The organism is Amycolatopsis sp. FU40 (assembly GCF_021903635.1).
Classification (GTDB): Bacteria; Actinomycetota; Actinomycetes; order Mycobacteriales; family Pseudonocardiaceae; genus Amycolatopsis; species Amycolatopsis dendrobii.
In genome coordinates this window covers 1239249-1260276 of sequence record NZ_CP091381.1, presented here as the reverse complement: position 1 = coordinate 1260276, position 21028 = coordinate 1239249, and the positions used below count along the sequence as shown (strand labels likewise).

At 69.2% G+C, this 21028-nt stretch carries 18 protein-coding genes; 5 read left to right on the top strand and 13 right to left on the bottom strand.

Annotation, left to right across the window (positions count from 1 at the left end; all coding sequences use genetic code 11):
- Positions 1–99: 99 nt before the first annotated feature.
- Complete coding sequence (locus tag L3Q65_RS07030; RefSeq protein ID WP_237599121.1) at positions 100–723, bottom strand: superoxide dismutase; 624 nt, start codon at positions 721–723, stop codon at positions 100–102.
- A gap of 215 nt (positions 724–938) precedes the next feature.
- Here L3Q65_RS07030 and L3Q65_RS07025 point away from each other — a divergent pair, with 215 nt between their 5' ends.
- The gene (locus L3Q65_RS07025; protein ID WP_182891783.1) at positions 939–1325 is read left to right on the top strand and encodes a hypothetical protein; all 387 of its coding nucleotides are present in this window, start codon (positions 939–941) and stop codon (positions 1323–1325) included.
- A gap of 57 nt (positions 1326–1382) precedes the next feature.
- Entirely contained in the window at positions 1383–1958 is a 576-nt protein-coding gene (locus tag L3Q65_RS07020) for a DUF305 domain-containing protein (RefSeq protein WP_182891784.1), read from the top strand.
- 423 nt (positions 1959–2381) lie between these two features.
- On the opposite strand, the gene L3Q65_RS07015 is transcribed toward L3Q65_RS07020, so the two are convergent.
- Positions 2382–8570, bottom strand: coding sequence for a DUF11 domain-containing protein (locus L3Q65_RS07015; protein WP_237599120.1), 6189 nt, complete (start codon positions 8568–8570; stop codon positions 2382–2384).
- Here L3Q65_RS07015 and L3Q65_RS07010 point away from each other — a divergent pair.
- The 3 genes from L3Q65_RS07010 to L3Q65_RS07000 all read left to right on the top strand — a co-directional run bounded on the left by L3Q65_RS07010 (position 8539) and on the right by L3Q65_RS07000 (position 10261).
- On the top strand, positions 8539–9069 hold the full coding sequence (locus L3Q65_RS07010) for a hypothetical protein (protein WP_237599119.1): 531 nt from the start codon (positions 8539–8541) through the stop codon (positions 9067–9069). The genes L3Q65_RS07015 and L3Q65_RS07010 overlap by 32 nt on opposite strands.
- 213 nt (positions 9070–9282) lie before the next feature.
- Positions 9283–9534: a hypothetical protein gene (locus tag L3Q65_RS07005; RefSeq protein ID WP_237599118.1), complete on the top strand. Its 252-nt coding sequence runs from the start codon at positions 9283–9285 to the stop codon at positions 9532–9534.
- 25 nt (positions 9535–9559) lie between these two features.
- Positions 9560–10261 (top strand): hypothetical protein, encoded by a 702-nt coding sequence (locus L3Q65_RS07000; RefSeq protein WP_237599117.1) that lies wholly within the window; start codon positions 9560–9562, stop codon positions 10259–10261.
- Positions 10262–10270: 9 nt separating this feature from the next.
- On the opposite strand, the gene L3Q65_RS06995 is transcribed toward L3Q65_RS07000, so the two are convergent.
- From L3Q65_RS06995 to L3Q65_RS06945, 11 genes are all read right to left on the bottom strand, one after another.
- The gene (locus tag L3Q65_RS06995; protein WP_237599116.1) at positions 10271–10936 is read right to left on the bottom strand and encodes a DNA alkylation repair protein; all 666 of its coding nucleotides are present in this window, start codon (positions 10934–10936) and stop codon (positions 10271–10273) included.
- A 77-nt stretch (positions 10937–11013) separates the two neighbouring features.
- Positions 11014–11652, bottom strand: coding sequence for a flavin reductase family protein (locus tag L3Q65_RS47460; protein WP_182891788.1), 639 nt, complete (start codon positions 11650–11652; stop codon positions 11014–11016).
- 6 nt (positions 11653–11658) lie between these two features.
- Complete coding sequence (locus tag L3Q65_RS06985; protein WP_237599115.1) at positions 11659–13281, bottom strand: amidohydrolase; 1623 nt, start codon at positions 13279–13281, stop codon at positions 11659–11661.
- On the bottom strand, positions 13278–14303 hold the full coding sequence (locus tag L3Q65_RS06980) for an ABC transporter ATP-binding protein (protein ID WP_237599114.1): 1026 nt from the start codon (positions 14301–14303) through the stop codon (positions 13278–13280). The genes L3Q65_RS06985 and L3Q65_RS06980 overlap by 4 nt, the downstream gene beginning before the upstream one ends.
- A complete protein-coding gene (locus L3Q65_RS06975; protein WP_182891791.1) occupies positions 14300–15121 on the bottom strand; it encodes an ABC transporter permease in 822 nt (273 codons plus the stop codon). The genes L3Q65_RS06980 and L3Q65_RS06975 overlap by 4 nt, the downstream gene beginning before the upstream one ends.
- Entirely contained in the window at positions 15114–15995 is an 882-nt protein-coding gene (locus tag L3Q65_RS06970) for an ABC transporter permease (RefSeq protein ID WP_182892114.1), read from the bottom strand. The genes L3Q65_RS06975 and L3Q65_RS06970 overlap by 8 nt, the downstream gene beginning before the upstream one ends.
- Positions 15992–17032, bottom strand: coding sequence for an extracellular solute-binding protein (locus tag L3Q65_RS06965; protein WP_182891792.1), 1041 nt, complete (start codon positions 17030–17032; stop codon positions 15992–15994). The genes L3Q65_RS06970 and L3Q65_RS06965 overlap by 4 nt, the downstream gene beginning before the upstream one ends.
- Positions 17033–17043: 11 nt before the next feature.
- Positions 17044–18315 carry an aspartate aminotransferase family protein gene (locus L3Q65_RS06960; protein WP_237599112.1) on the bottom strand — a complete coding sequence of 424 codons (1272 nt, stop codon included), beginning with the start codon at positions 18313–18315 and terminating at the stop codon, positions 17044–17046.
- A 24-nt stretch (positions 18316–18339) separates the two neighbouring features.
- A complete protein-coding gene (locus tag L3Q65_RS06955) occupies positions 18340–19779 on the bottom strand; it encodes an aldehyde dehydrogenase family protein (protein ID WP_237599111.1) in 1440 nt (479 codons plus the stop codon).
- A 188-nt stretch (positions 19780–19967) separates the two neighbouring features.
- Positions 19968–20510 (bottom strand): TetR/AcrR family transcriptional regulator, encoded by a 543-nt coding sequence (locus L3Q65_RS06950; protein WP_237599109.1) that lies wholly within the window; start codon positions 20508–20510, stop codon positions 19968–19970.
- 105 nt (positions 20511–20615) lie between these two features.
- A complete protein-coding gene (locus L3Q65_RS06945; protein ID WP_182891796.1) occupies positions 20616–20900 on the bottom strand; it encodes an alkylmercury lyase in 285 nt (94 codons plus the stop codon).
- Positions 20901–21028: the final 128 nt, after the last annotated feature.

Sequence of the window (21028 nt, the reverse complement as noted above, 5' to 3'; positions counted from 1 at the left end):
CGATTTCCCCCAGCCGGGCGACTAATGCGCCCGAACCCGCGAAACGGGGCCCGGCCCCGTGGGCCGGACCCCGTTTCCGGTGCCTTCAGTGCGTCGGGCTCAGCCGAGCAGGAGGCCGTTGCCGCCGGCGACGGCGTTGTCGAAGCGCTTGCTGATCTCGGCCCAGTTGAAGATGTTCCACAGGGCGTTGACGTAGTCCGGCTTCACGTTCTTGTAGTCGAGATAGAACGCGTGCTCCCACACGTCGACCAGCAGGATCGGCGTGGTCGGCAGGATCAGGTTGTTGTGGTGGTCGCGCAGCTGCTGGGTGATCAGCGTCTTGCCGATCGGGTCCCACGACAGCGCGCCCCACCCGTTGCCCTGGATCGTGGTGGACACGGCGGTGAACTGGGCCTTGAACTTGTCGAACGAGCCGAACGCCTCGTCGATCGCCGCGGCCAGCTCGCCGGTCGGCTTGTCCCCGCCCTCCGGCGAGAGGATCTTCCACCACACGACGTGGTTGGCGTGCCCGGCCAGGTTGAACGCCAGCGTCGTCTCCAGGCCCACGATCGAGCCGAAATCGCCCGCCTCGCGCGCGGCGGCGAGCTTGTCCAGCGTGTCGTTCGCGCCCTTCACGTAGGTCGCGTGGTGCTTGCTGTGGTGCAGCTCGTTGATCTCGCCCGAAATGTAGGGCGCGAGTGCGCCGTAGTCGTAGTCGAGTTCGGGCAGCTCGTACCGGGCCATGGGGCCCTCCTTCTGTCTTCGACATCAAGTCTTGCCCCCTCGAACCTAGTAGCACACCCGCGCCCCGGGCGAGCGGGGGCGGCCTCCGGGCCACGGGCTGGAACCTGCTTGAGTGAATGTTCAACTTCCAGTATCGGGCCGCTTTCGCCGACCACTCAGCGTGACCGCTTCGTGCGCCCCGCCCCGGTTCCCCGGCGCCAGGTACGGTTGCTCCCATGGCACCGTCCCGGCTCGGCAGCGTGCAGCGGGTGCTGCTGCTGCTCGCATTGGCCCTGGGCGTCGCCGTGATGCACCACGTGCCTTCGCCGGGTGCCGGGCATGCCATGACGAGCCAGATGTCCGTCGAGGCGCACTCCGTCACCCCGGCCCCGGTTGGCCCAGCCGTCGACTCCGGCATGCCCGCTGGCGAACACTCGATGCTGCACCTCTGCCTCGCGGTTCTGTACGCGGCAGGCGCGCTCGTCCTGGGCCTGCTGGTCTTCCGCCGCTACACCGCGGCAAAGGCCGTTTTCGACGGCACCCGCGGCTCCCCCGCCGCCGACCGCCCACCCGACAGACGGGGCCGGGCCGTCCTGACTTCTCTCTGCGTGCTGCGGACCTGATCGGTATTTCCTTTCCGGTCTTTCCTCGCAATTTCCCTTTTGAGAGAAGGTTTTTTCGTGCGCAAAATCTTTTTCAGCGGTGCCGTGCTGACCGCGTCGCTGCTGCTCGGCGCGTGCAGCGGCCCGGAATCGCCCGCCCCCGCACCCAGCTCGCAAGCGGGACACAACGCCGCTGACGTCACGTTCGCCCAGCAGATGATCCCGCACCACCAGCAGGCGCTGGAGATGGCGAAAATGGTGCCGGCGCGCAGCAGCGACCCGAAGGTCGTCGACCTCGCGGGCCGGATCGACCGGGCGCAGGACCCGGAAATCCGGCAAATGCAAGGCTGGCTGAAGGCTTGGGGCGTCGCCGCGACCAGCCACTCCATGCCCGGCGGCCACGAAATGTCCGGTGACCACACGATGACCGGCATGATGTCCGACGCCGACATGAAAAGCCTCGACGCCGCCCGAGGCCCGGCCTTCGACCGGTCGTGGCTGGACATGATGATCAAGCACCATCAGGGGGCGGTCGAGATGGCGAAGACGGAACTGGCCCAGGGGGCGGATGCCGGGGCGAAGGCGCTGGCGCAGCGGATCATCGACGCGCAGGAGGCGGAGATCGCCGAGATGCGGGGGCTGATGAAGGGCTGATGGGGCGGGGCACCGGAGTCGGTCGGGCGGCTCCGGTGCCGCTGCTTCGTGGCACTGCGGATATCGATGCGCGACGGGCCGAGACCGCTGAGGGACACAGGGAGACGGCGCGGGTGCCGGAGCCGTTGGGCGGCATGGCCCTGCCGTCGACGCGCACCAAACCAGGACCACTAAAAGACACAGGCTGACAGCGCGAGCGCCAGAGCCGTCAGGACAGCATGGCGCTGCCGTCGACGCGCACCAAACCAGGACCACTAAGAGACACGGGGTGCTGCCGGGCACCGGAGCTCGATCGGCCCTGCTGTGCGGCGTGGTGTGGTCCTCCGGGGTCTGATGGCGCTCGTCAGCGGATCTCGCCTGGGTGAGTCCGCTGACGGTGGCCGGGCCCGCCCCACCGCGGCAGGCCCGGCCACCGTCAGCCGGTCATGGGCGGGAGCGGCGGCGACGGGAGATCAGCAGCAGTACTCCACCAGCGGCCAGCAGCGCGATCGCCGCGATTCCCACCGGGATCAGCACCACGCCGGTGGACGCCAGCGGCGGTTTCGGCGATGGCGGCTGAACCGGCGGCGTCGGCGGGACTGTCGGCGGGGCCGGCGGCGTCGGCGGGGTCTTCGTGAGCGGGGTGGTCGTCTCGCATCGCTCGTCGGTGGAGGCGTCGGGGCAGTTGGTGCCTGGCGTGGTCGAGGAAATGACGTTGCGGAGGCTCTGCCCGGCGCCGATGGGGGTCTTGACCTTCACGCTGTAGGTGACCGTCGCGATCGCACCCAGCGGCAGGTCTCCCGTCCAGGTCAGGCGCGGTGCCGTGTAGGTCGTCGAGCCGGTCGAGGCGGTCGCGTCGTTGTTGTAGGCCGCGTTGGCGAGGACGCCGGTCAGGTCGTCGGTGAAGGTGGCATCCTTCAAGTCCGTCTGACCGGTGTTCTTCGCGGTCACGGTGTAGGTGACCTGGTCTCCCGCCTTCGCCTCGGTGACGCTTGCCTTCTTCTCCAGGATCAGGCCCGCGACCGGTGTCGTGGTTCCGCATCGCGGATCCTTCGACTCCGGCGGGCAGTTCGTGCCCGGGGTGTCCGACGTGACGACGTTCGCCAGCGTGTGGTCGCCCTTCACCGGGTTGTTGACCGTGACGCTGTAGGTGACCGTCGCGGTGGCGCCGACCGGCAAATCGCCCGTCCACGTCAACCGCGGAGCCGCAAAACTCACCGAACCGACCGAAGCCGAAGCATCATTGCCGTAAGCGGCGTCGTCGAGGACCTTCGACAGATCGTCGGTGAACGTCGCTCCCGTTTGGACGATCTGGCCGATGTTCTTCACCGTCACCGTGTAGGTGACCTTCTCCCCCGGCTTGACGTCCTTCTTGTCCGCCACCTTCGTGATGTCCAGGCCAGCGACCGGAGTCGTCGTCCCGCACCGAGGGTCGGTGGATCCAGGCGGGCAGTTACCGCCGGGTGTGTCCGACGTGACCACGTTCGCCAGCTTGAAATCACCCTTGACGGGGGTGTTCACCGTGACGCTGTAGGTGACCGTCGCGGTGGCACCGACCGGCAAATCGCCCGTCCACGTCAACCGCGGAGCCGCAAAACTCACCGAACCGACCGAAGCCGAAGCATCATTGCCGTAAGCGGCGTCGTCGAGGACCTTCGACAGGTCATCCGTGAACGTCGCACCAGACAACACAGTCTGACCGGTGTTCCGCACCATCACCGTGTACGTGACCTTGTCCCCAGGCTTCACCTCCTTCTTGTCCACGACCTTCGAGATATCCATGCCCGAGACCGGAGTCGTCGTCCCGCACTGCGGGTCCGTCGACCCTGGCGGGCAGTTCGACCCCGGCGTATCCGACACCACCACGTTCGTCAGCCGGTGGTCGCCCTTCACCGGCTTCGCCACGGTCACGCTGTAAGTCACCGTCGCCGAAGCGCCCACTGCGAGATCGCCAGTCCACGTCAATCGAGGAGCAGCATAGGTCACCACACCGACAGAAACGGTCGCGTCGCCGTTGTAGGCGGCGTCGTCGAGGACCTTCGACAGATCGTCCGTGAAGGTCGCGCCGGACAACGAAGTCTGGCCGGTGTTGCGCACGACCACGGTGTACTTCACGGTGCCGCCCGGGTTCGCGCTAGCGGGATCCGCGACCTTGCTGATCGCGATGCCGGAGACCGGCGTCGTCGTGCCACAGCGCGGGTCCGTCGATCCCGGCGGGCAGTTCCCGCCCGGAGTGTCCGACGTGACGACGTTCGTCAACCGGTGGTCGCCGCCCGCCGGGTTCTTCACGGTGACGCTGTAGGTCACCGTGGCCGAAGCGCCGATCGGCAGGTCGCCGGTCCAGGTCAAGCGAGGGGCAGCGTAGGTCACCGCACCGGCAGAAGCTGCCGCGTCGCCGCCGTAGACAGCGTCGTCGAGGACCTTCGAAAGGTCGTCGGTGAAGGTCGCGCCAGGCAACGGAGTCTTGCCGGTGTTCGTGACAGTCACTGTGTAGGTGACCTTGTCCCCGGGGTTCGCCGACGGCCTGTCGACCTTCTTCTCGATCGTCATGCCCGGCAGCGGGGTCAGGGTCGAGCACTTCGGGTCCGTCGAACCGGGTTCGCAGTTGCCGGGCACGGGTGTGCTGACCGTGTTGCGCAACTGGTGGTCGCCGGAGATCGGATTGTGCACGGTGACGCTGTAGGTCACCGTCGCCGAGGCTCCCACCGGCAGGTCGCCCGTCCACGTCAACCGGGGTGCGGTGTAAGTCGTCGAGCCCGCTGAAGCGGACGCGTCGTTGTTGTAGCCGGCGTCGTCCAGCACCTGCGACAGATCATCGGTGAAGCTCGCGTCCGGCAGCGGGACCTGGCCGGTGTTGGTCACCTTCACGGTGTAGGTGACTTTGTCGCCGGGGTTGGCGGTCTGCTTGTCGACAGTCTTGGCGACCGTCAGTTCCTTGCCCGGCGTCGTGGTCGAGCAGGACGGATCGGCGGAACCCGGCGGGCAGTTGGTGCCAGGTGTCGAGGACGTGACGACGTTGTGGAGCTTCTTGTCCCCCGGATCCGGGTTCTTGACCGTGACGCTGTAGGTCACCGTCGCGGAACCGCCGACCGGCAGGTCGCCGGTCCACGTCAGTTTCGGTGCGGTGTAAGAGACCTGCGCGGCAGGCGCGGCATCGTTGTTGTAGCCGGCGTCGTCCAGCACCTGGGACAGGTCGTCGGTGAAAGTCGCGCCGGGCAACGGGGTTTGGCCGGTGTTGGTGACGGTGATCGTGTAGGTCACCTTGTCGCCGGGCACGACCTGGTCCCGGTCGGCGGACTTGGCGATCCGCATTCCCGACACCGGCGTCGTGGTGCCGCACCGGGGATCGGCCGACCCGGCCGCGCAGTTGCTGCCCGGGGTGGCGGAGGTGATCGTGTTGATCAGCTTGTGGTCGCCGGTCACGGGATTCTTCACCGTGACGCTGTAGGTCACCGTCGCCGAACCGCCGACCGGAAGGTCGCCGGTCCAGGTCAGCCGAGGCGCGGCGTAAGCCACCGAACCCGCTGAGGCCGACCCGTCGCCGTTGTAGACAGCGTCGTCCAGCACCTGCGACAGATCATCAGTGAAAGTCGCACCGGACAACGGAGTCTGCCCAGTATTGCGGACGGTCACGGTGTACCGGACCGGATCGCCCGGGTTCGCGCTGGTCTTGTCGACCGTCTTGGCGAACTCGATCCCGGACACCGGCGTCGTGGTCGAACACGCCGGATCCGTCGAACCGGCGACACAGTTGTTGCCTGGAGTCGTCGAGGTGATCGTGTTGACGAGCTTGTGGTCGCCGGTCACGGGATTCTTCACGGTGACGCTGTAGGTCACCGTCGCCGAAGCACCCACCGGGAGATCACCGGTCCAGGTCAGCCGAGGCGCGGCGTAAGCCACCGAACCCACCGACGCCGACGCGTCACCGGCATACCCGGCATCGTCCAGCACCTTCGACAAATCATCAGTGAAAGTCGCCCCGGACAACGGAGTCTGGCCAGTGTTCGCGACAACGACCGTGTACGTCACCTGATCGCCGGGATTCGCGGACTGCTTGTCGGCCTTCTTCTCGATCCGCATCCCGGACACGGGAGTCGTCGTAGAGCACACCGGGTCGGTCGAGCCGGCGGCGCAGTTGTTCCCCGGAGTCGTGGACGTGACGGCGTTGACCAGCTTGTGGTCCCCGGTGTCCGGATTGTTGACCTTCGCCGAGTAGGTCACCGTCACGGTGCCGCCGATGGGAATGTCGCCGGTCCAGGTCAGCCGCGGTGCCACATAACTCACCGCACCCGCGGAAGCCGACGCATCGCCGTTGTAGACAGCGTCGTCCAGCACCTTCGACAGATCATCGGTGAAAGTCGCCCCGGACAACGGAGTCTGGCCGGTGTTCGCGACGGTCACGGTGTAGTTCACGGTGTCGCCGGGCTTGGCGCTGGCGGGAGCGGCGGTCTTGCTGATCCGGATTCCGGAGACCGGCGTCGTGGTGCCGCACCGGGGGTCGGCGGACCCGGCCGCGCAGTTGCTGCCCGGGGTCGTCGACGTGATCGCGTTGACCAGTTTGCGGTCGCCCGGATCAGGATTCCTGACCGTGACGCTGTAGGTGATCGTCGCCGAAGCGCCGACGGCCAGGTCGCCAGTCCAGGTCAGTTTCGGTGCAGTGTAAGAGGTTTGGGCACCGGGAGCGGCGTCGTTGTTGTAGACGGCGTCGTCGAGGACCTTCGACAGGTCGTCGGTGAAGGTCGCGCCGCGGGCCGCGACCTGGCCGGTGTTGCGCACGACGACCGTGTACTTCACGGTGTCGCCGGGGTTCGCCGACGCCTTGTCGGCGGTCTTGGCGATCTCGATTTTCGTGCCGGGCACCACCGTCTCCGCGCAGGACGCGGTGGTGTCGTCCGTGCACTGCCGGTCCGGCGGGACGGTCGGCGGCGGGCCTTCGGTCACCTTCGCGCGGTTGATCAGTGTGGCGCCGATGGTCGCGTCGTTGATCCGGACGTGCACGGTCATCGTGGCCTGGCCGCCCACCGGAATCGCCGCCGCGTGCCATTGCAGCGGGCCGGTGCCGGTGACGGTGCCGCTCGCGGTGTCCGCGCTGACGAACGTCGTGCCGGGCGGGAGCGTGTCCGTGACGGTCGTGGGCGGCACCGCGATGTGGCCGGTGTTGTCCAGTGTGACGGTGTAGGTCAGCTGGTCGCCGGGCAGCGCGTTCGCCTTGTCCACGACCTTGGTCAGCGTATACTCCGGCGCCGCGACCACGTTGCGGACGGTGTTGCTGGTCCGCGTCTGTTCGCGGCCGGTCTGCTTGCCCTGGAAGACCACTGACGCGGTGTTGTCGAGGCGGGTGCCAGGGGCGACCGTCGGCGAAACGGTGACGCGGAAGCCGATGTGCGTGCTCTGTCCCGGGGCCAGATCGGGCAGAGTGCAGGTGACGACTTGGCCGGACGCCGTGCATCGCGGGTCCGAACCGGCCACATAGGACACTCCGGCGGGCAGCGTGTCGGTGACGACCACGCCGGTCGCGGTGTCCAGGTTGGTCGTGCTGCCGTCGGGGTTCCGGTTGGCGATGTCGAGCCCGTAGGCGATCTCGCCGCCGCGCCCGACCCAGCCGGGCGGGCGTTCCTGGAGGTTGCCCTCGGGGTCGTTGCTCTTGACGATCTGCAGGTTGGGCTCGTTGGCCTCGGCCATCAGCCAGACCGTCTGCGGGTAGAGCGCGTCCCCGGTGGTCCCGACCTTCAGCTGCGCCCGGTCCGCGCCGGCGGGCAGCTTGCCGGTGACGTCGACCGTGCGCGCGTCGTAGCCGAAGTTGTTCGCCGGGTTCGGCGTGCGGTCGGTGACGTTGCTGCCGGTGCCGCTCGCGGTGACCCGGTCGATCCGGCTGCTGAACGCGTTGGTCGTGCTGGTGCCGCCGGGCGCGGGCAGCGTGAGCCGCTGCAGCGACGAGGCGTCCCGGCCGAATTCGAGGTAGTCGCCGGAGATGTTGGCGTCGCCGTCGCCGACGACGACCCCGAGCGTGGCCGCGGGAGCGTGGTCGCCCGGGGTGCGGATGCCGTTCAGGTCGATGTTCGTGGCGGTGGGGCTGCCGCCGCCCCGGACCCAGTCGAAGCCGTCCCAGATCTGCAGGTAGCGCAGCGGATCGGTGTCCAGCTGATACGCCACGACCAGGGACCAGCCGCCCCAGCAGCCGAGGTTGCTGGCGGTGTTGGCCGAGTTGCCGCGGCAGGCCTGGAGGTCGGCCACGGTGTAGGAGCCGCCGCCCGCCTGTTTGACCAGATCGGTGACGTCCTTGACGCCCGCGTGCGCGGTGATCTGCGGGGATCCGCCGCCCAGCGCGTCGAACCAGTCGTAGGTGTCGGCGGTCAGCCGCTGATACGTCGCGGCGCCCGGCGCTTTGAACGCGACCTGGTTCGCGCGGGACGGATCGCCGGAGTCGGCGTTCGACGAGATCGGATTGACCTGCCAGTAAAGCCGGGCGGACAGCACGGTCGCTCCGGGCGGGACGGTCAGGTTCGCGCTCGAGGCGGTGTTGCCCGGCGCGGCCGGATCGCTTTTGACCCAGTAGCCGTAGGCGGAGTTGTTCGCGGTCTCCCCGCAGGACGCCGGCACGGTGCCGCAGCTGACGACCGAGTTCGACGCCATCGTGATCGCGCCGTGGGCGACCGTCGAGAAGGCCGGGTCGGGGCCGATTTTGCGCGGAGTGCCGAGACCTCTCGGCTCGGCCGCTCTCGGTTGCGGTGCGGCGGCCGGTGCGGAGGTAGTCGGGGTGGTGCTGGACGGAGCCGGGCTGGTCTCCGCCGAAGCCGGTGCCGAAGTCGAAGCCGGTGCCGGTGCCGGTGCCGAGGCCGAGGCCGAGGCCGAGGCCGACGACGGGCTCGCCGGGCTGACGCTGGGCGGCAGGGTCGCACCCATCGCAGGCGCGGCACTCGCGATTCCGACAGCGAAAACCGCCGCGAGCGCCGCGGCGGCGCGCTTCCCGCGGGAGCGCATGAATCCGGAACTACGGGCCATCACACAAGCTCCCACGGAGAAGGACGGAATTGTCGAGTTGCTTACCCGCGTTCATCGACACCAGGCAGGGAAATTCGTACCGCGCTCTCCCCCGTGGCGGGGAGTTCACGAGCCCGGAATCACCGCATAGGGGGACCCCAACCAGGTAAAACTGGCGTCAGCGCCGAAAACGGGGAAGATTTCCGGAACCACCCGTCACGCCCTGAGGAGGTGTTGCCATTCGCCTCCGAAACTGTGCCGGGATCCGCGCAGACGCACCGCGAATATTTCTCGGAAAAGCCGCCCCGGCCATCCGCCGGCAAACCGCTCCCGCTCGCGGTTCGGGGATCTCGTCGACAGCCCGGTGCTCGTCCGCCGGTGCGGCGTCGGCGCGGAATCGCTCGCCGCGGCGTTCGGACATCCGGACCGGCCGGTGCACACGATCGGCCTGCCGGGGACCGCGTTGCAGCTCGCCGTGCGGCGGCTGCCGCTCTCCCTTGGCGAGCGGAAGGCGGAGGTTCGGTTCGCGCATCCGGCCGCGTCCGCGACCCGTCCCGGGGCGGCCGAATTGCTGGGCAATGCCGGCGATCTCCGGAAAGCGCTCGCGTTGGACTGAGGCGTTTTCTGGTTGACTCGAGGACATGACTGCAGAGGCGAGCGGCGGTCCGTCGCCGGCGGAACTGGCCGGATACGTGCGGGTGGCGCGCGATCACCGCGAGCACGAGCGGTACCACTCGGTGCTCAAACTCGAGGAGTCGGCGGCCTGGCGGCGCGATTCGAACGCCTTGAAACTGCTGGCCGCCCGGTGGTCGGGCAGTTCCGCGCCCGACCGGCTCGACCCCGCGCACGGTGCCGTCGGCTGCGTCGACCTCAACGATCCGGCCGTGGTCGCGACGACCGGGATCCTGTTCATGGAAGGCGAATCCGAACCGGCGGAGATCACCGCCCTGCGCAGCCGGTTCGAGCAGGCCGCCGTGCGGTACCAGCGGTTGTCCCGGTGGCTGAACGACCACATGACGGCGGAATGGCCGCGCCTGCGCTCCCTGCTGGTCCCCGATCTGGTCGAAGCCGCCCGCCCGCGGTTCCGGGCTCTGACGCGCACGACGGAAGCGGCCAACGCCTACAGCCTGGTCGCCCGGTTGCTCGACTCGGCCGTCCATACGCTCAAGGTGCAGGACCTGACTCCCGAAGGAGTCCGCCGCGATCCTGCTGCTGCGGCGAAGATGGTGCTGACCGCGTCGTGGTTCATCGATTCCGCGGCTTCCGCGCTTGCTGAAGCCGGTGCGCAGCTCGGTTTGTCCGATCCGGATTGGAGCAGTTTCATCGCGCTCGCCGAGGCGTGATCTTGTTCGTCAGCCCTGCCGCTTGACCATCTCCGCGATCCACACCGGTGCGTACGGCGAGGTGCAGTTCGGCGGCGTCGGATAGTCCTTGAGCACGCCCAGCCGCTCCCCGATGCCGATCGCGCGGGCGCGCAGGCCGGGGTTCTCGATGCCGATCTGGGCGAGGCAGTGGTTCATCGCCCACTGCAACCGCTGCGGGGCGCTTTTCATCTCGGCTTCGATGACGTCGAGAAGCCCGGGCAGATCGAGGCCGTCGGGCTTCTTGGCGACGCGGTCCGCGGTGAGTGCCCAGCCCGCGCTCGCGACCACCGGATCGGGGTCGTCGAGCCAGGCGGTGCGGAGGTCCTCGGCGTGGCGGCTCTTCTTGACGATGTTCGCGAGGAGCCAGTCGTGAACCTTGGGTGTGCCCGCCTCGCGCAGCATCCGGTCGAGGTCGTCGCGGTCGAACTGCTTCGGCCGCGCGACGAGGACCGCGAGAAGGCGGGCGTTGGTGTCGCCGGTCTGCCAGAGTTCGCGGGCCAGGCCAGGCTGGGCTTTGAGCTCCTTCGCGAGGGCGCGGAGCTTGCCGAGGTTGACGCTGTGGTCGTCGCCGTGGTTCTCGTTGACGGCCCGGATTTTGGGGTCGTGCAGTTCCGCGAGGCGGTCGAGGATCCCGGAAAGGGTTGCTTCGGCCACGGGAACCTCCCTGCTCAGGTGCGGACAGGGCCGAGCATACGGGTTTCCGCCGGCTCGCCGGTTCGTGAGGGGAACGGTCAGCGGGGCTGCGCACCGGGGGCGGAGTGCTGACTCCCGGCCAGGAACTCCTCCGGAGCGGGAATCGGCGCCCGCACCCAGTTGTCCACCCGGGTGAACGTCGCGCCGCCCATGCGGCCCACCGGGTGGTACACGTCCTGGTCCAGCCGTCCGTCCGGGCGCAGCAGCCGGTCGTCCACCGCCACTCCCACCACCTCGCCGAAGACCAGGTGCGAGCCCCTGAACTCCTCGACCTTCACCAGCGTGCACTCCAGGCTCGGGCCGGCCCCGGCGGGATGCGGCACGCCGATCCGCACCCCGGGCGTCCACGACAACCCGACGTGCTCCGCTTCGTCCACTGAGGAGTCCACTGTGGATGCAGTACGCGCGACCAGTTCCTCCTGGCCGCTCAGCGCTATCGTGATCGCGAACTCGCCCGTGGCCTCGATATTGGCCAAAGTGTCCTTCGGCGCTTCCGAAATCGAGAAGAGCACTGTCGGCGGGTCCATGGTCAGCGGCGCGAAGTAGCTGAACGGCGCGAGGTTCCGCACTCCCGCGCCGTCCACCGTGCTCACCCACGCGATCGGCCGCGGGACGACGGCGTTCTTCACCATCCACACGAAAGCGCCGCGGTCAGCGTCGGTATTGCTGCTGTACACGAAACCTCACTCTGTCACTACCCGTCCCCCGAGCATGGTCAGTTCCGACCGTACGCTCAGCAACTCCGGGCCCGCAGCGGTGACCGGATCGTGGGCGAAGACCGCCAGGTCGGCGAGGGAGCCGACGCTGAGCGTGCCCTTGGCGGTCTCCGCGTGTTCCAGCCAAGCCGGGCCGGTGGTCCACAGCCGCAGAGCTTCTTCCCTGGTGAGCGGGCTGGCCACCGCGGAGTAGGCGTTCGGGCCGGGCGAGCCGGTGAAGGTCGCGACGCCGCGGCGCCAGTCGGGCACGGTGACCGGGGCGTCCGAGCTGTCGGCGACCACCACGCCGTGGTCCAGCAGGGCTCGTGCGGGGAAGGCGTCGGCCCATCGAGCCTCGCCCAGCACGCGGACCATTGACGGGCCGCTGTAGGTGCGCATCAGCGAGCTGGTGATGACCCCGATTCCCGACCGAGCCAGGCGGGAGAGCACGGCGGAGGACAGGAAAGTGCCATGGATCAGGGCGTGCCGTGCCGCCGGCCAGGGGTCGGCCGCCTGGGCCGCCTCGATCGCGTCGACTACCGCGTCCGCGGCTCGGTCCCCGGTCACGTGGACTTGCACGCGAACCCGCCGGATGTGGGCGGCCAGGACCAGTTCGTGCAGCTCACGCACGCGCGCGTCGTCGTCGGGGCCGAAGGTCACCAGGCTGCCGTGCCCGCCGGAGGGGTACTGCGAATGCATCCACGCGGTGCAGTGCGTCGGCACCCCGTCGGCGAACAGTTTGATGCCGCCGATCCGCAGCAGGTCGTCGCCGACGGAGAAGTCCGTCTCGTCCAGCAACTGCGCGAGCGAGGTGGCGGAGGTCGTCGGCGATGGCCAGTTCCAGTGCAGCAGCGCGGTGATCCGCATCCGCAGCCGGCCGGCGGCGTGCAGGTCCCGGTAGTCCTGCCACAGGTCAGGCGGGACGATCGGGTCGGTCACGCTGGTCATCCCGAGGGCGTTCAACCGTTCCGTGCCGCGCACGATCGAATCCAGCCGGACGGCCCGGCTCGGCTTCGGCACCAGCGAAGCGACCAGTTCCTGCGCGCTCTCGACCAGGATCCCGGTCGGCTCGCCAGCGGAGTCCCGCACGATCTCCCCGGCTTCCGGATCCGGTGTCGCCGCGGTGATTCCGGCTCGCTCAAGCGCCGCGCTGTTCGCCCACACCTCGTGTGACGACGCGTGGTGCAGCACGGTCGGCTGCGAGCCAGTCACGCCGTCGAGCCAGGCGCGGGTCGGAGCCGCCCGGCCGCCGGCGAATTCGGCGATCGTCGTTTCCCGCCAGCCGCGGCCGACGATCCACTCCCCCGGCGGCGCGTCAGCCAGCGCACGAGCCACCGAATCCAACGAAGAGGCGGCGGAAAGGTCCACACAGAACTCCGGACCGGCGGCGGCGTGGAAAGCCAGGTGCAAATGCGCGTCGTTCAGTCCAGGCAGGACAGTCCGGCCCGCCAGCTCGACGACCCGCGCATCCGGTGCGGCAGCGGCGGAAACCGTCTTGTCGTCGCCGACCGCGGCGATCCGGCCGTCCGAAACCAGCACCGCGGAAACGGTCCCGGCTACCGGATCGAACGTCCGGACCACGCCGCCGCGCAGCAGCACATCCTCAGTCATACCGCCGCCAATTCCGGAACGCCGCCGCTCGGCACCACGGCCTGATGGTCCGGATGCCACGCCACGACCACCTCGTCCCCCGGCCGATGCTCGTGCGCGACCCCGGCCGACAGCACCGCGCAACCGCGCGCGCCATCGGAATACCGCAGCCAAATCCGCGTGTGGTCGCCGACGTACACGATGTCGGTCACCTGCGCGCTCGCCCGCTGGTGTCCACTCGGGACTGGCTCCGCGGAAGTGTGCAGGGTCAACCGTTCCGGCCGCACGACAGTCACCTCCCCCGGCGTCAGCGACAACGCGTTGGACTCCCCGATGAACTGCGCGACGAACAACGTTACCGGCCGCTCGTACAATTCCTCGGGCGTGCCGACCTGTTCGATCCGGCCGTCGTTGAACACCGCGATCCGGTCCGACAACGTGAGCGCCTCCTGTTGATCGTGCGTCACGAAGAGGAACGTCATGCCCAGTTCCCGGTGCATCCGCGCGATCTCCCGCTGCAATTGGTCGCGCAGCTTCTTGTCCAACGCGCCCAAAGGCTCGTCCATCAGCAACGCACGCGGTTCGTACACCACCGCGCGTGCGAGGGCGACGCGCTGCTGCTGACCGCCGGAAAGCTGGCGCGGCAACCGATCCCGCACCGCCGACAGCCCGACCAGCTCCAGCACCTCGTCCACCCGCCGCGCGATCTCGGGCTTCGGCACCTTGCGCTGGGTCAGTCCAAACGCGACATTGCGCGCCACCGACATGTGCGGGAACAGCGCGTACTGCTGGAAAACCACGCCGAGGTTCCGCCGGTGCGGTTTGAGCCGCGAGATCTCCTGACCGTCCACAGTGATCGATCCGGACGTGAGCGGGGTGAACCCGGCGATCATCGACAGCATGGTCGTCTTGCCCGAACCGGACGGGCCGAGGAAGGTCATGAACTCGCCGTCGGCGATGTGCAGCGAAACGTCGTCCACGGCGGGCCGGCCGACGCCGGGGTAGGCCTTCGTCACGTGTGCGGTCGCGATTCCGTCAGTCATGATTGCTCTTTTCGGCGCAGAACGGCGGGGACGAACAGCAGGATGGTGGTGAACACGACGATCAGGCTCGACGCGGCGGCGATCGTCGGGTCGATTTCCAGCACGATCGATTCGTACATTTTCACCGGCAGCGTCTTGATCGCCGGCGTCTGCAGGAACAACGCGACCACGACCTCGTCGAACGACGTGGCGAAGGCGAACACGAAGCCGGACAGCACGCCGGGCGCGATGATCGGGAGCACGACCTTGCGCAGCGTCGTGAACCGGGGCGCGCCGAGGCTGGCCGCGGCTTTCTCCATGATCGGGTCGTATCCGGCGAGGCTGGTCTGCACCGAAGTGAGCACGAACGGCAGCCCCAGTACCGCGTGCGCCAGCACGAAACCGAGCATCGTGCCGTTCAGTTGCCAGCGCAGGAAAACGCCGTAGATCGCGACCGCCACCACGATGCCGGGCAGGATCATCGGAGCCATCAGCAATTGCCGGACGACGCCCCGGCCGCGGCTGCGCATCCGGTCGAGCGCCAGCGCGGCCGCCACGCCGAGCACGGTCGCCAGCGCCGCCGCGAGCAGCCCGACCTGCACCGAATTCGCCAGTGCGGCCAGCCATTGCTTGCTGGTGAAGAACTCCGCGTACCAGTGCCACGACCAGTCCTTCGGCGGGAACTCGAACGTCGAGCCCGCGCCGAAGCTCATCGGGATCACCACGAGCGTCGGCGCGACGAGCACGAACGCGACGAGGGCGACCCAGACGCGCAGGCCCCAGCCGAGGCTCCGCTGCCGCACCGCGGCGGCCCTGCTGATGGACGGATTGTCAGCCACGGTCGGCACCTCCGGCCGCACTGGTGCCCAGCGGCGCGGCCACACGGCTGAGCACGGCGAGCACCACGAGCGTGACGACCAGGAGGATCGTCCCGAGCGCACCGGCACCCGCGAAGTCCAGCAGGTCGTTGACCTGGGTGCCGATCACCTGCGCGACCAGCGCCTGCTGCGGCGTGCCGAGCAGCGCCGGGGTGATGTAGAAGCCCAGCGACATGATGAACACCACCGAAACCCCGGCCAGCACGCCCGGCATCGACAGCGGCACGTATACCCGCAGGAACGCCACCGGACGCCGCGCGCCGAGGCTGCCCGCCGCGTGCAGCAGGCTGCGGTCGATGCTGAGCATCGAACTTTGCAGCGGCAGCACCATGAACGGCAGCATCACCTGCACCATCGCGACCGTCACGCCGGCCACCGAACCCAGCAGGACGACGCCGTCGATGCCGATCGCCGACAGCATCCGGTCGATGACGCCGCCGCGCTGTTCGAGCACGTACCAGGCGAAGTTGCGCGCCATCAGGCTCGTCCAGAACGGCATCAGCACCAGCAGCGTCAGCACCGACCGGGCACGACGGCCGACGAGGGTCATCGCGTAGGCGTAGGGGTACGCGATGACGAGCGTCGCCACGGTGATGATCAGCGCGGTCCGCAGGGTCCGCAGCAGCACGCGGATCTGCACCTCGTCGCCGAGCACCGCCAGGTAATTGGCGACCCCGAACGAGGGCTCGGTGAAGCTCCGCCACAGGATCACGGCGAGCGGGTAGAAGAAGAACACCAGCACCACCGCCGCGGCGGGGAGCAGCAGCCACGAGGTCCGCCGTTTCTCGCGCCCGGCCCGCGGCACGGCCGGGACGCGAGTCGCCACGGCGGTCATCCGGTCGTCCAATCCGACCACGCCTTCACCAGCTCGGGCCGGTTCGCCGCCCAATAGCGCACGTTGCTGAGCACTCGCAAGTCCTCCTTGCCCTCGCCCCAGATGTCGAGCTGGCGGCCGATCTCCGAACGGGCGGCGGGGGCGGCCGTGTTGGCCGGTCCCACGCCCGCCCGCGCGGCGAAGTCCGCCGCTTGCGCCGGCTGCGAGGCGAAGCGGATGAGCTTCTTGGCCTCCTCGGCGCGTGCCGTCCCCTTCGGCACCACGAGTACGTCCCAGGTCACCGGCACCGGGATGTCCGGCACCACCTTCCAGTTCGTCGCCCCCGCCTTGAGCAGCGAGAACGCCCGTGCGCTGACGATCAGCGCCAGGTCCGCCTGTCCGCCCGCCATGCGCTGCTGCTGGTCGCCGTAGGTGCTGCTGATGGCCAGCTGCGGCCGGATCCGGTCGTACATCCGCAGCGCGCGGCGCATGTCGAGCGGGTAGAGCTTGTCCCGCGGCACGCCGTCGGCCAGCAGCGCGGCTTCGATGGTGCCGACGCTCGGGTCGCCGCCGTAGATGATGCGGCGGCCGGGGAACTGCTTCGGGTCGAAGAAATCCGCGAGTTTCGCCGGCGGATGCTGGCCGTAGACCTTGGAGTTGTACATCAGCATCATGCCGAAGAAGGCGTCCGGCACCCCGCAATCGGTGAGCGAGCCCTCCGGGAACCCGGCGGCCTGCGCGCCCATGTCGACGGGTTCGAGCAGGCTCCCGCACACCGCGGCGGCGGCGGACGCGTCGGTGTCGACGACGTCCCAGGTCACCTTCCCCGCCTCGACCATCGCCTTGAGCTTGGCGTTGCTCGACGGGCCGTCGAGGGTGACCGTGGTCCCGGTCTGCTTCTCGTACGGATCCAGCCACGCGGCGCGCTGGCCCGCCTGGTAAGCGCCTTGGCCGTAGGACACGAACACGAGCGAGTTCGGCCCGCCTTCGGAAATCGCGCAGCCGGCGGTGGTGAGCAGAAGCGCGGCGGACAGCAGCGTCGGTATCCGGCGTCTCATGGCTCCTCCGTTCAGCTCGCCGCGGCCGCGACGTGCTTGCACAGCACGTCGGCCAGCGTGTCGATCTGGTCCTCGGTGATCACCAGCGGCGGCGACAGCACGATGCTGGTCCCGGACGCGCGGACCACCACGCCGTCCGCGCGGCAGCCCGCCTGCACCGGCGCGGTCGGCCGGTCCGCGAACTCGATGCCGAGCATCAGGCCGACGCCGCGGACCTCGCGCACGTGCGGCAGTTCGGCGAGCGGGTCGAGCCGCGCACGCAGCCGGGCGCCGAGGACGGTGGCGCGTTCGAGCAGGTTCTCCTTTTCGATGAGGTCGAGGTTCGCCAGCGCGACCGCCGCGCCGACCGGGTGGCCGTTGTAGGTGAAACCGTGCAGGAACGTCGCGCCTTCGGCGAGTTCGAGCACCCTTCGTCCAATGAGGACCGCACCCATCGGAATGTACCCGCTGGTGAGCCCTTTCGCGGTCACGATCATGTCCGGTTCGACGCCGAAACGCTCGCTGCCGAACCAGTGCCCGGTACGACCGAACGCGGTGACGATCTCGTCCACGATCAGCAGAATCCCGTTTCGGCGCAACACTTCCTGCACGCGCGGCCAGTAGTCCTCCGGCGGCGGCACCATTCCGCCGACACCGAGCACAGGCTCCCCGATGAACGCGGCGATCCGATGTGGACCGATCTCCTCGATGCGCTGTTCCAGCTCTGCCACCAGAATGTCTGTCGCGTCGGGACCGTGCTCGATACCGTGCGGTTTGCCGAGCCATTCGACGTCCGGCAGCAGCGGGCCGTACCCGGCGCGCAGGCCCTCGATGCCGGTCGCGGCCAGCGAGGCGCCGCCCATGCCGTGGTAGCCGCCGTGCCGTGCCAGCACCACCGTGCGCTCCGGCGAACCGGCGTGATGGAAGGCGAGGCGGGCGAGTTTGATCGCGGTTTCGTTGCCCTCCGAACCGCCGTTGGTGAGGAAAACCCGCTCCAGACCCGCCGGGGCGAGCGACAGCAGGCGTTCGGCGAGCCGGATCGACGGGGCGTTGGAGTAGTCGCCGAAGGACGAGTAGAACTCCAGTTTGCGGATCTGCGCGGCAGCGACGTCGGCGAGTTCGGCACGGCCGTGGCCGACCGGGCACTGCCACAGGCCGCAGGTGCCGTCGAGGTACTGGTTGCCGTCGGTGTCCCACAGCAGCGCGCCTTCGCCGCGGTCGAGGACGAGCGGTTCGGCCGGATCGCCGATGACGGTGTGCGGATGGATGAGGGTGCGCTGATCGAGGGAGGCGAGGTCAGTCAATGCGGATTCCTTTCGGGGAGCGGTTCAGAACCGCAGAGCGACGGCTTTGGTCTCGGTGTAGGCCTCGATGCCTTCGGCCCCGCCTTCGCGTTCCTGGCCGGAGTTCTTCTGGCCGCCGAAGGGAAGTTCCGGGCGCACCGGAGCCGGGTCGTTGACGCCGAGCACGCCGAAGTCGAGCCGGTCGAGCGTGCGCCAGACGCGGCGCAGATCGGTGCCGAACACGTAGGCGGCGAGGCCGTAATCGGTGGAGTTGGCCAGTTCGACGGCCTCGTCGTCGGTGCGGAAGGCCGACACCGCGAGCACCGGGCCGAACGTTTCCTCGCGGCTGATGAGCATGTCCGGCGTGACGCCGTCCAGCACGGTGGGCTCGAAGAAATGGCCCGGCAGCGCGGAATCCGTCCACCGGTTGCCGCCGACGAGCACGCGCGCGCCCTTGCCGACCGCGTCCGCGACCTGGTTCTCGACCTTCGCCAGCCCGGCCTCGTCGATGAGCGGCCCGACGTCGGTGCCCTCGGCGTCGCCCCGGCCGACCTTCAGCGCGGCGGTTTTCTTTCCGATCAAGGAAAGCAGATCGTCGCGGACGCTTTCGTGGACGTAGAGCCGGTTCACCGCGGTGCAGCTTTGCCCGGCGTTGAAGAACTTCCCGGTGACGACGCCCGCCGCGGCGGCTTCGAGATCGGCGTCGTCGAACACGATCGCCGGTGAGTGCCCGCCCATTTCGAGCGACGTGCGGCGGAGGATGTCGCCGGTCTGGCGCAGCAGGCCGAGCCCGACCTCGGTTGACCCGGTGAAGCTGACCTTGCGCAGCCGCCGGTCGGCCAGCAGCGCGCCGACGAGTTCGGCCGGCCGCGCGGTGGTCAGCGACTGCAGCACGCCGCCGGGCAGTCCGGTGTCCTGCACGATCTCCAGCAGCGCGGTGGCGATCAGCGGGGTCTGCTCGGCCGGTTTCGCGATGACCGGACAGCCCGCCGCGAGCGCGAGCCCGACCTTGCGGATCAGCATGCTGGCCGGGAAGTTCCACGGCGTGATCGCGAGCACCGGGCCGACCGGGGCGCGCAGCACGAGGCCGGGACCGGCCGCGTTCGCCGGGGTGACCCGCCCGTACGCGCGGCGGCCCTCCTCGGCGGCCCACTCCAGCATCCGGGCGGCCCCGGCCAGTTCGCCGTTCGCCTCGGCGAGCGGTTTCCCGTTCTCGCGGCTCAGCAGCGCGGCCAGTTCGCCTTGCCGGGCACGGATTCCGGCGGCCGCGGCGCGCAGGTGGCCGCTGCGGGTCTCCGGATCGGCGCCCGCCCAGCCGCGGGCGGCGCGCGCGGCCGCGGCCAGTGCGTCTCGCGCCCGCTCGGGCCCCGCGTCGGCGGCCTGGCCGACGACGGCGAGGCTCGCGGGGTCGACGACGTCGAACGTCGCCGGGGCGGACTGCCAGCGGCCGTCGATCAGCAAGGTCGCGGCGGCGGTGTCGGGCATCGGTACGCCTTTCGGGTCGGCGGGTTCGGGATGCGCCGAGTCTGACCCCTAGGTGTTGATTAAGTCAACACCTGAGCGGCGGCGAAATTCCGGAAAGGACAGTGGGAAGTTCTTGCGGTGCAACGGTATCCGGCAACACTTCGACCCCGGCTGCGTCGTGCGCGGCCGGGGTGAGGACTCGAGTTCGGTTACCGTGCGGCCGTGAGCAGGCCGCGCAGGGCTTCGAGCGCCGGGCCCGGATCGACGTCCGGGTCCGCCGCCTGGTGCAGGAACATTCCGTCGAGGGCGTAGAACACGAGCTGGGCCAGCCCGCCGTCGGCCGACAGTTCCTTGCCGACCGCGGCGAGATAGCCGTCGTAGAGCCGCCGCACAACCGGCCGCAATTCGGGCCGCCGAGCCGCCTCCACGACCAGCTGGTACTGGAACACTTGCAGGTCCGCGCTGTCCCGGAACCGCTGGCGCACCTCGGGACCGTCCGCGTAGACGCCGGTGCGGGCGCCGATCAGGCCGTTTTCCGCGCTTTCCTCCAGCACCAGGTCCAAAGAGGACTGGAGGAGGTCGTCGATGGAAGAGAAATGATGCTGGACCGCGCCGGTGGTGCAGCCCGCCGCCCGCGCGACCGCCCGGTAGGTGAGGCCGCGCAGCCCGTCGGAAGCGACCACGCCGACCGCCGCCCGGCGCAGGGCGAGCTTCGTCCCGGCGGGGTCGTCCGCGGTTCCGGACCGGCTCATCCGCACCTCCTCGGCCGCCGTCGGGCCTACGCTACATTACATTTGTAATGTGAACCAGAGCGACGGGTGCCCCGAAGACAACTCGCGAGCTGCAAGGGCTTCCGGTCAGGCCTTCACGGCCGCCAACGCCGTGAGCACCCGCTCCCGGGTCGGCACGTCGAGACGGCAGGCCTCCCCCGCGACCGACCCGGCCGGGCCCATCACGTCGGCCCCGTCGACCAGGACCGTCGGCGAGCGGTAGCGGCCGACGCGTTCGACGACCGTCGTGTCGAGGCCGCTCTCGGCGAGACACTCGGCCACCAAAGACCGGGCCGCCTCGGCGTTCGGGCAGTCCGGTGCGGTCAGCAGTTCCACCCGTGTCCCGCGGATCTCCGGCCCCGGTGCGCACATGACTCCAGCCTAGGCCGAAATCGGTCCTTGACAATCCGGATCCGGAAAAAGCTAGGCTGGCCCAGGACGTCGAAAGCCACAGCCCGGTGGGTAGTCCGGGCGGCGCAGCGCGCTCGTACCCGCACCTT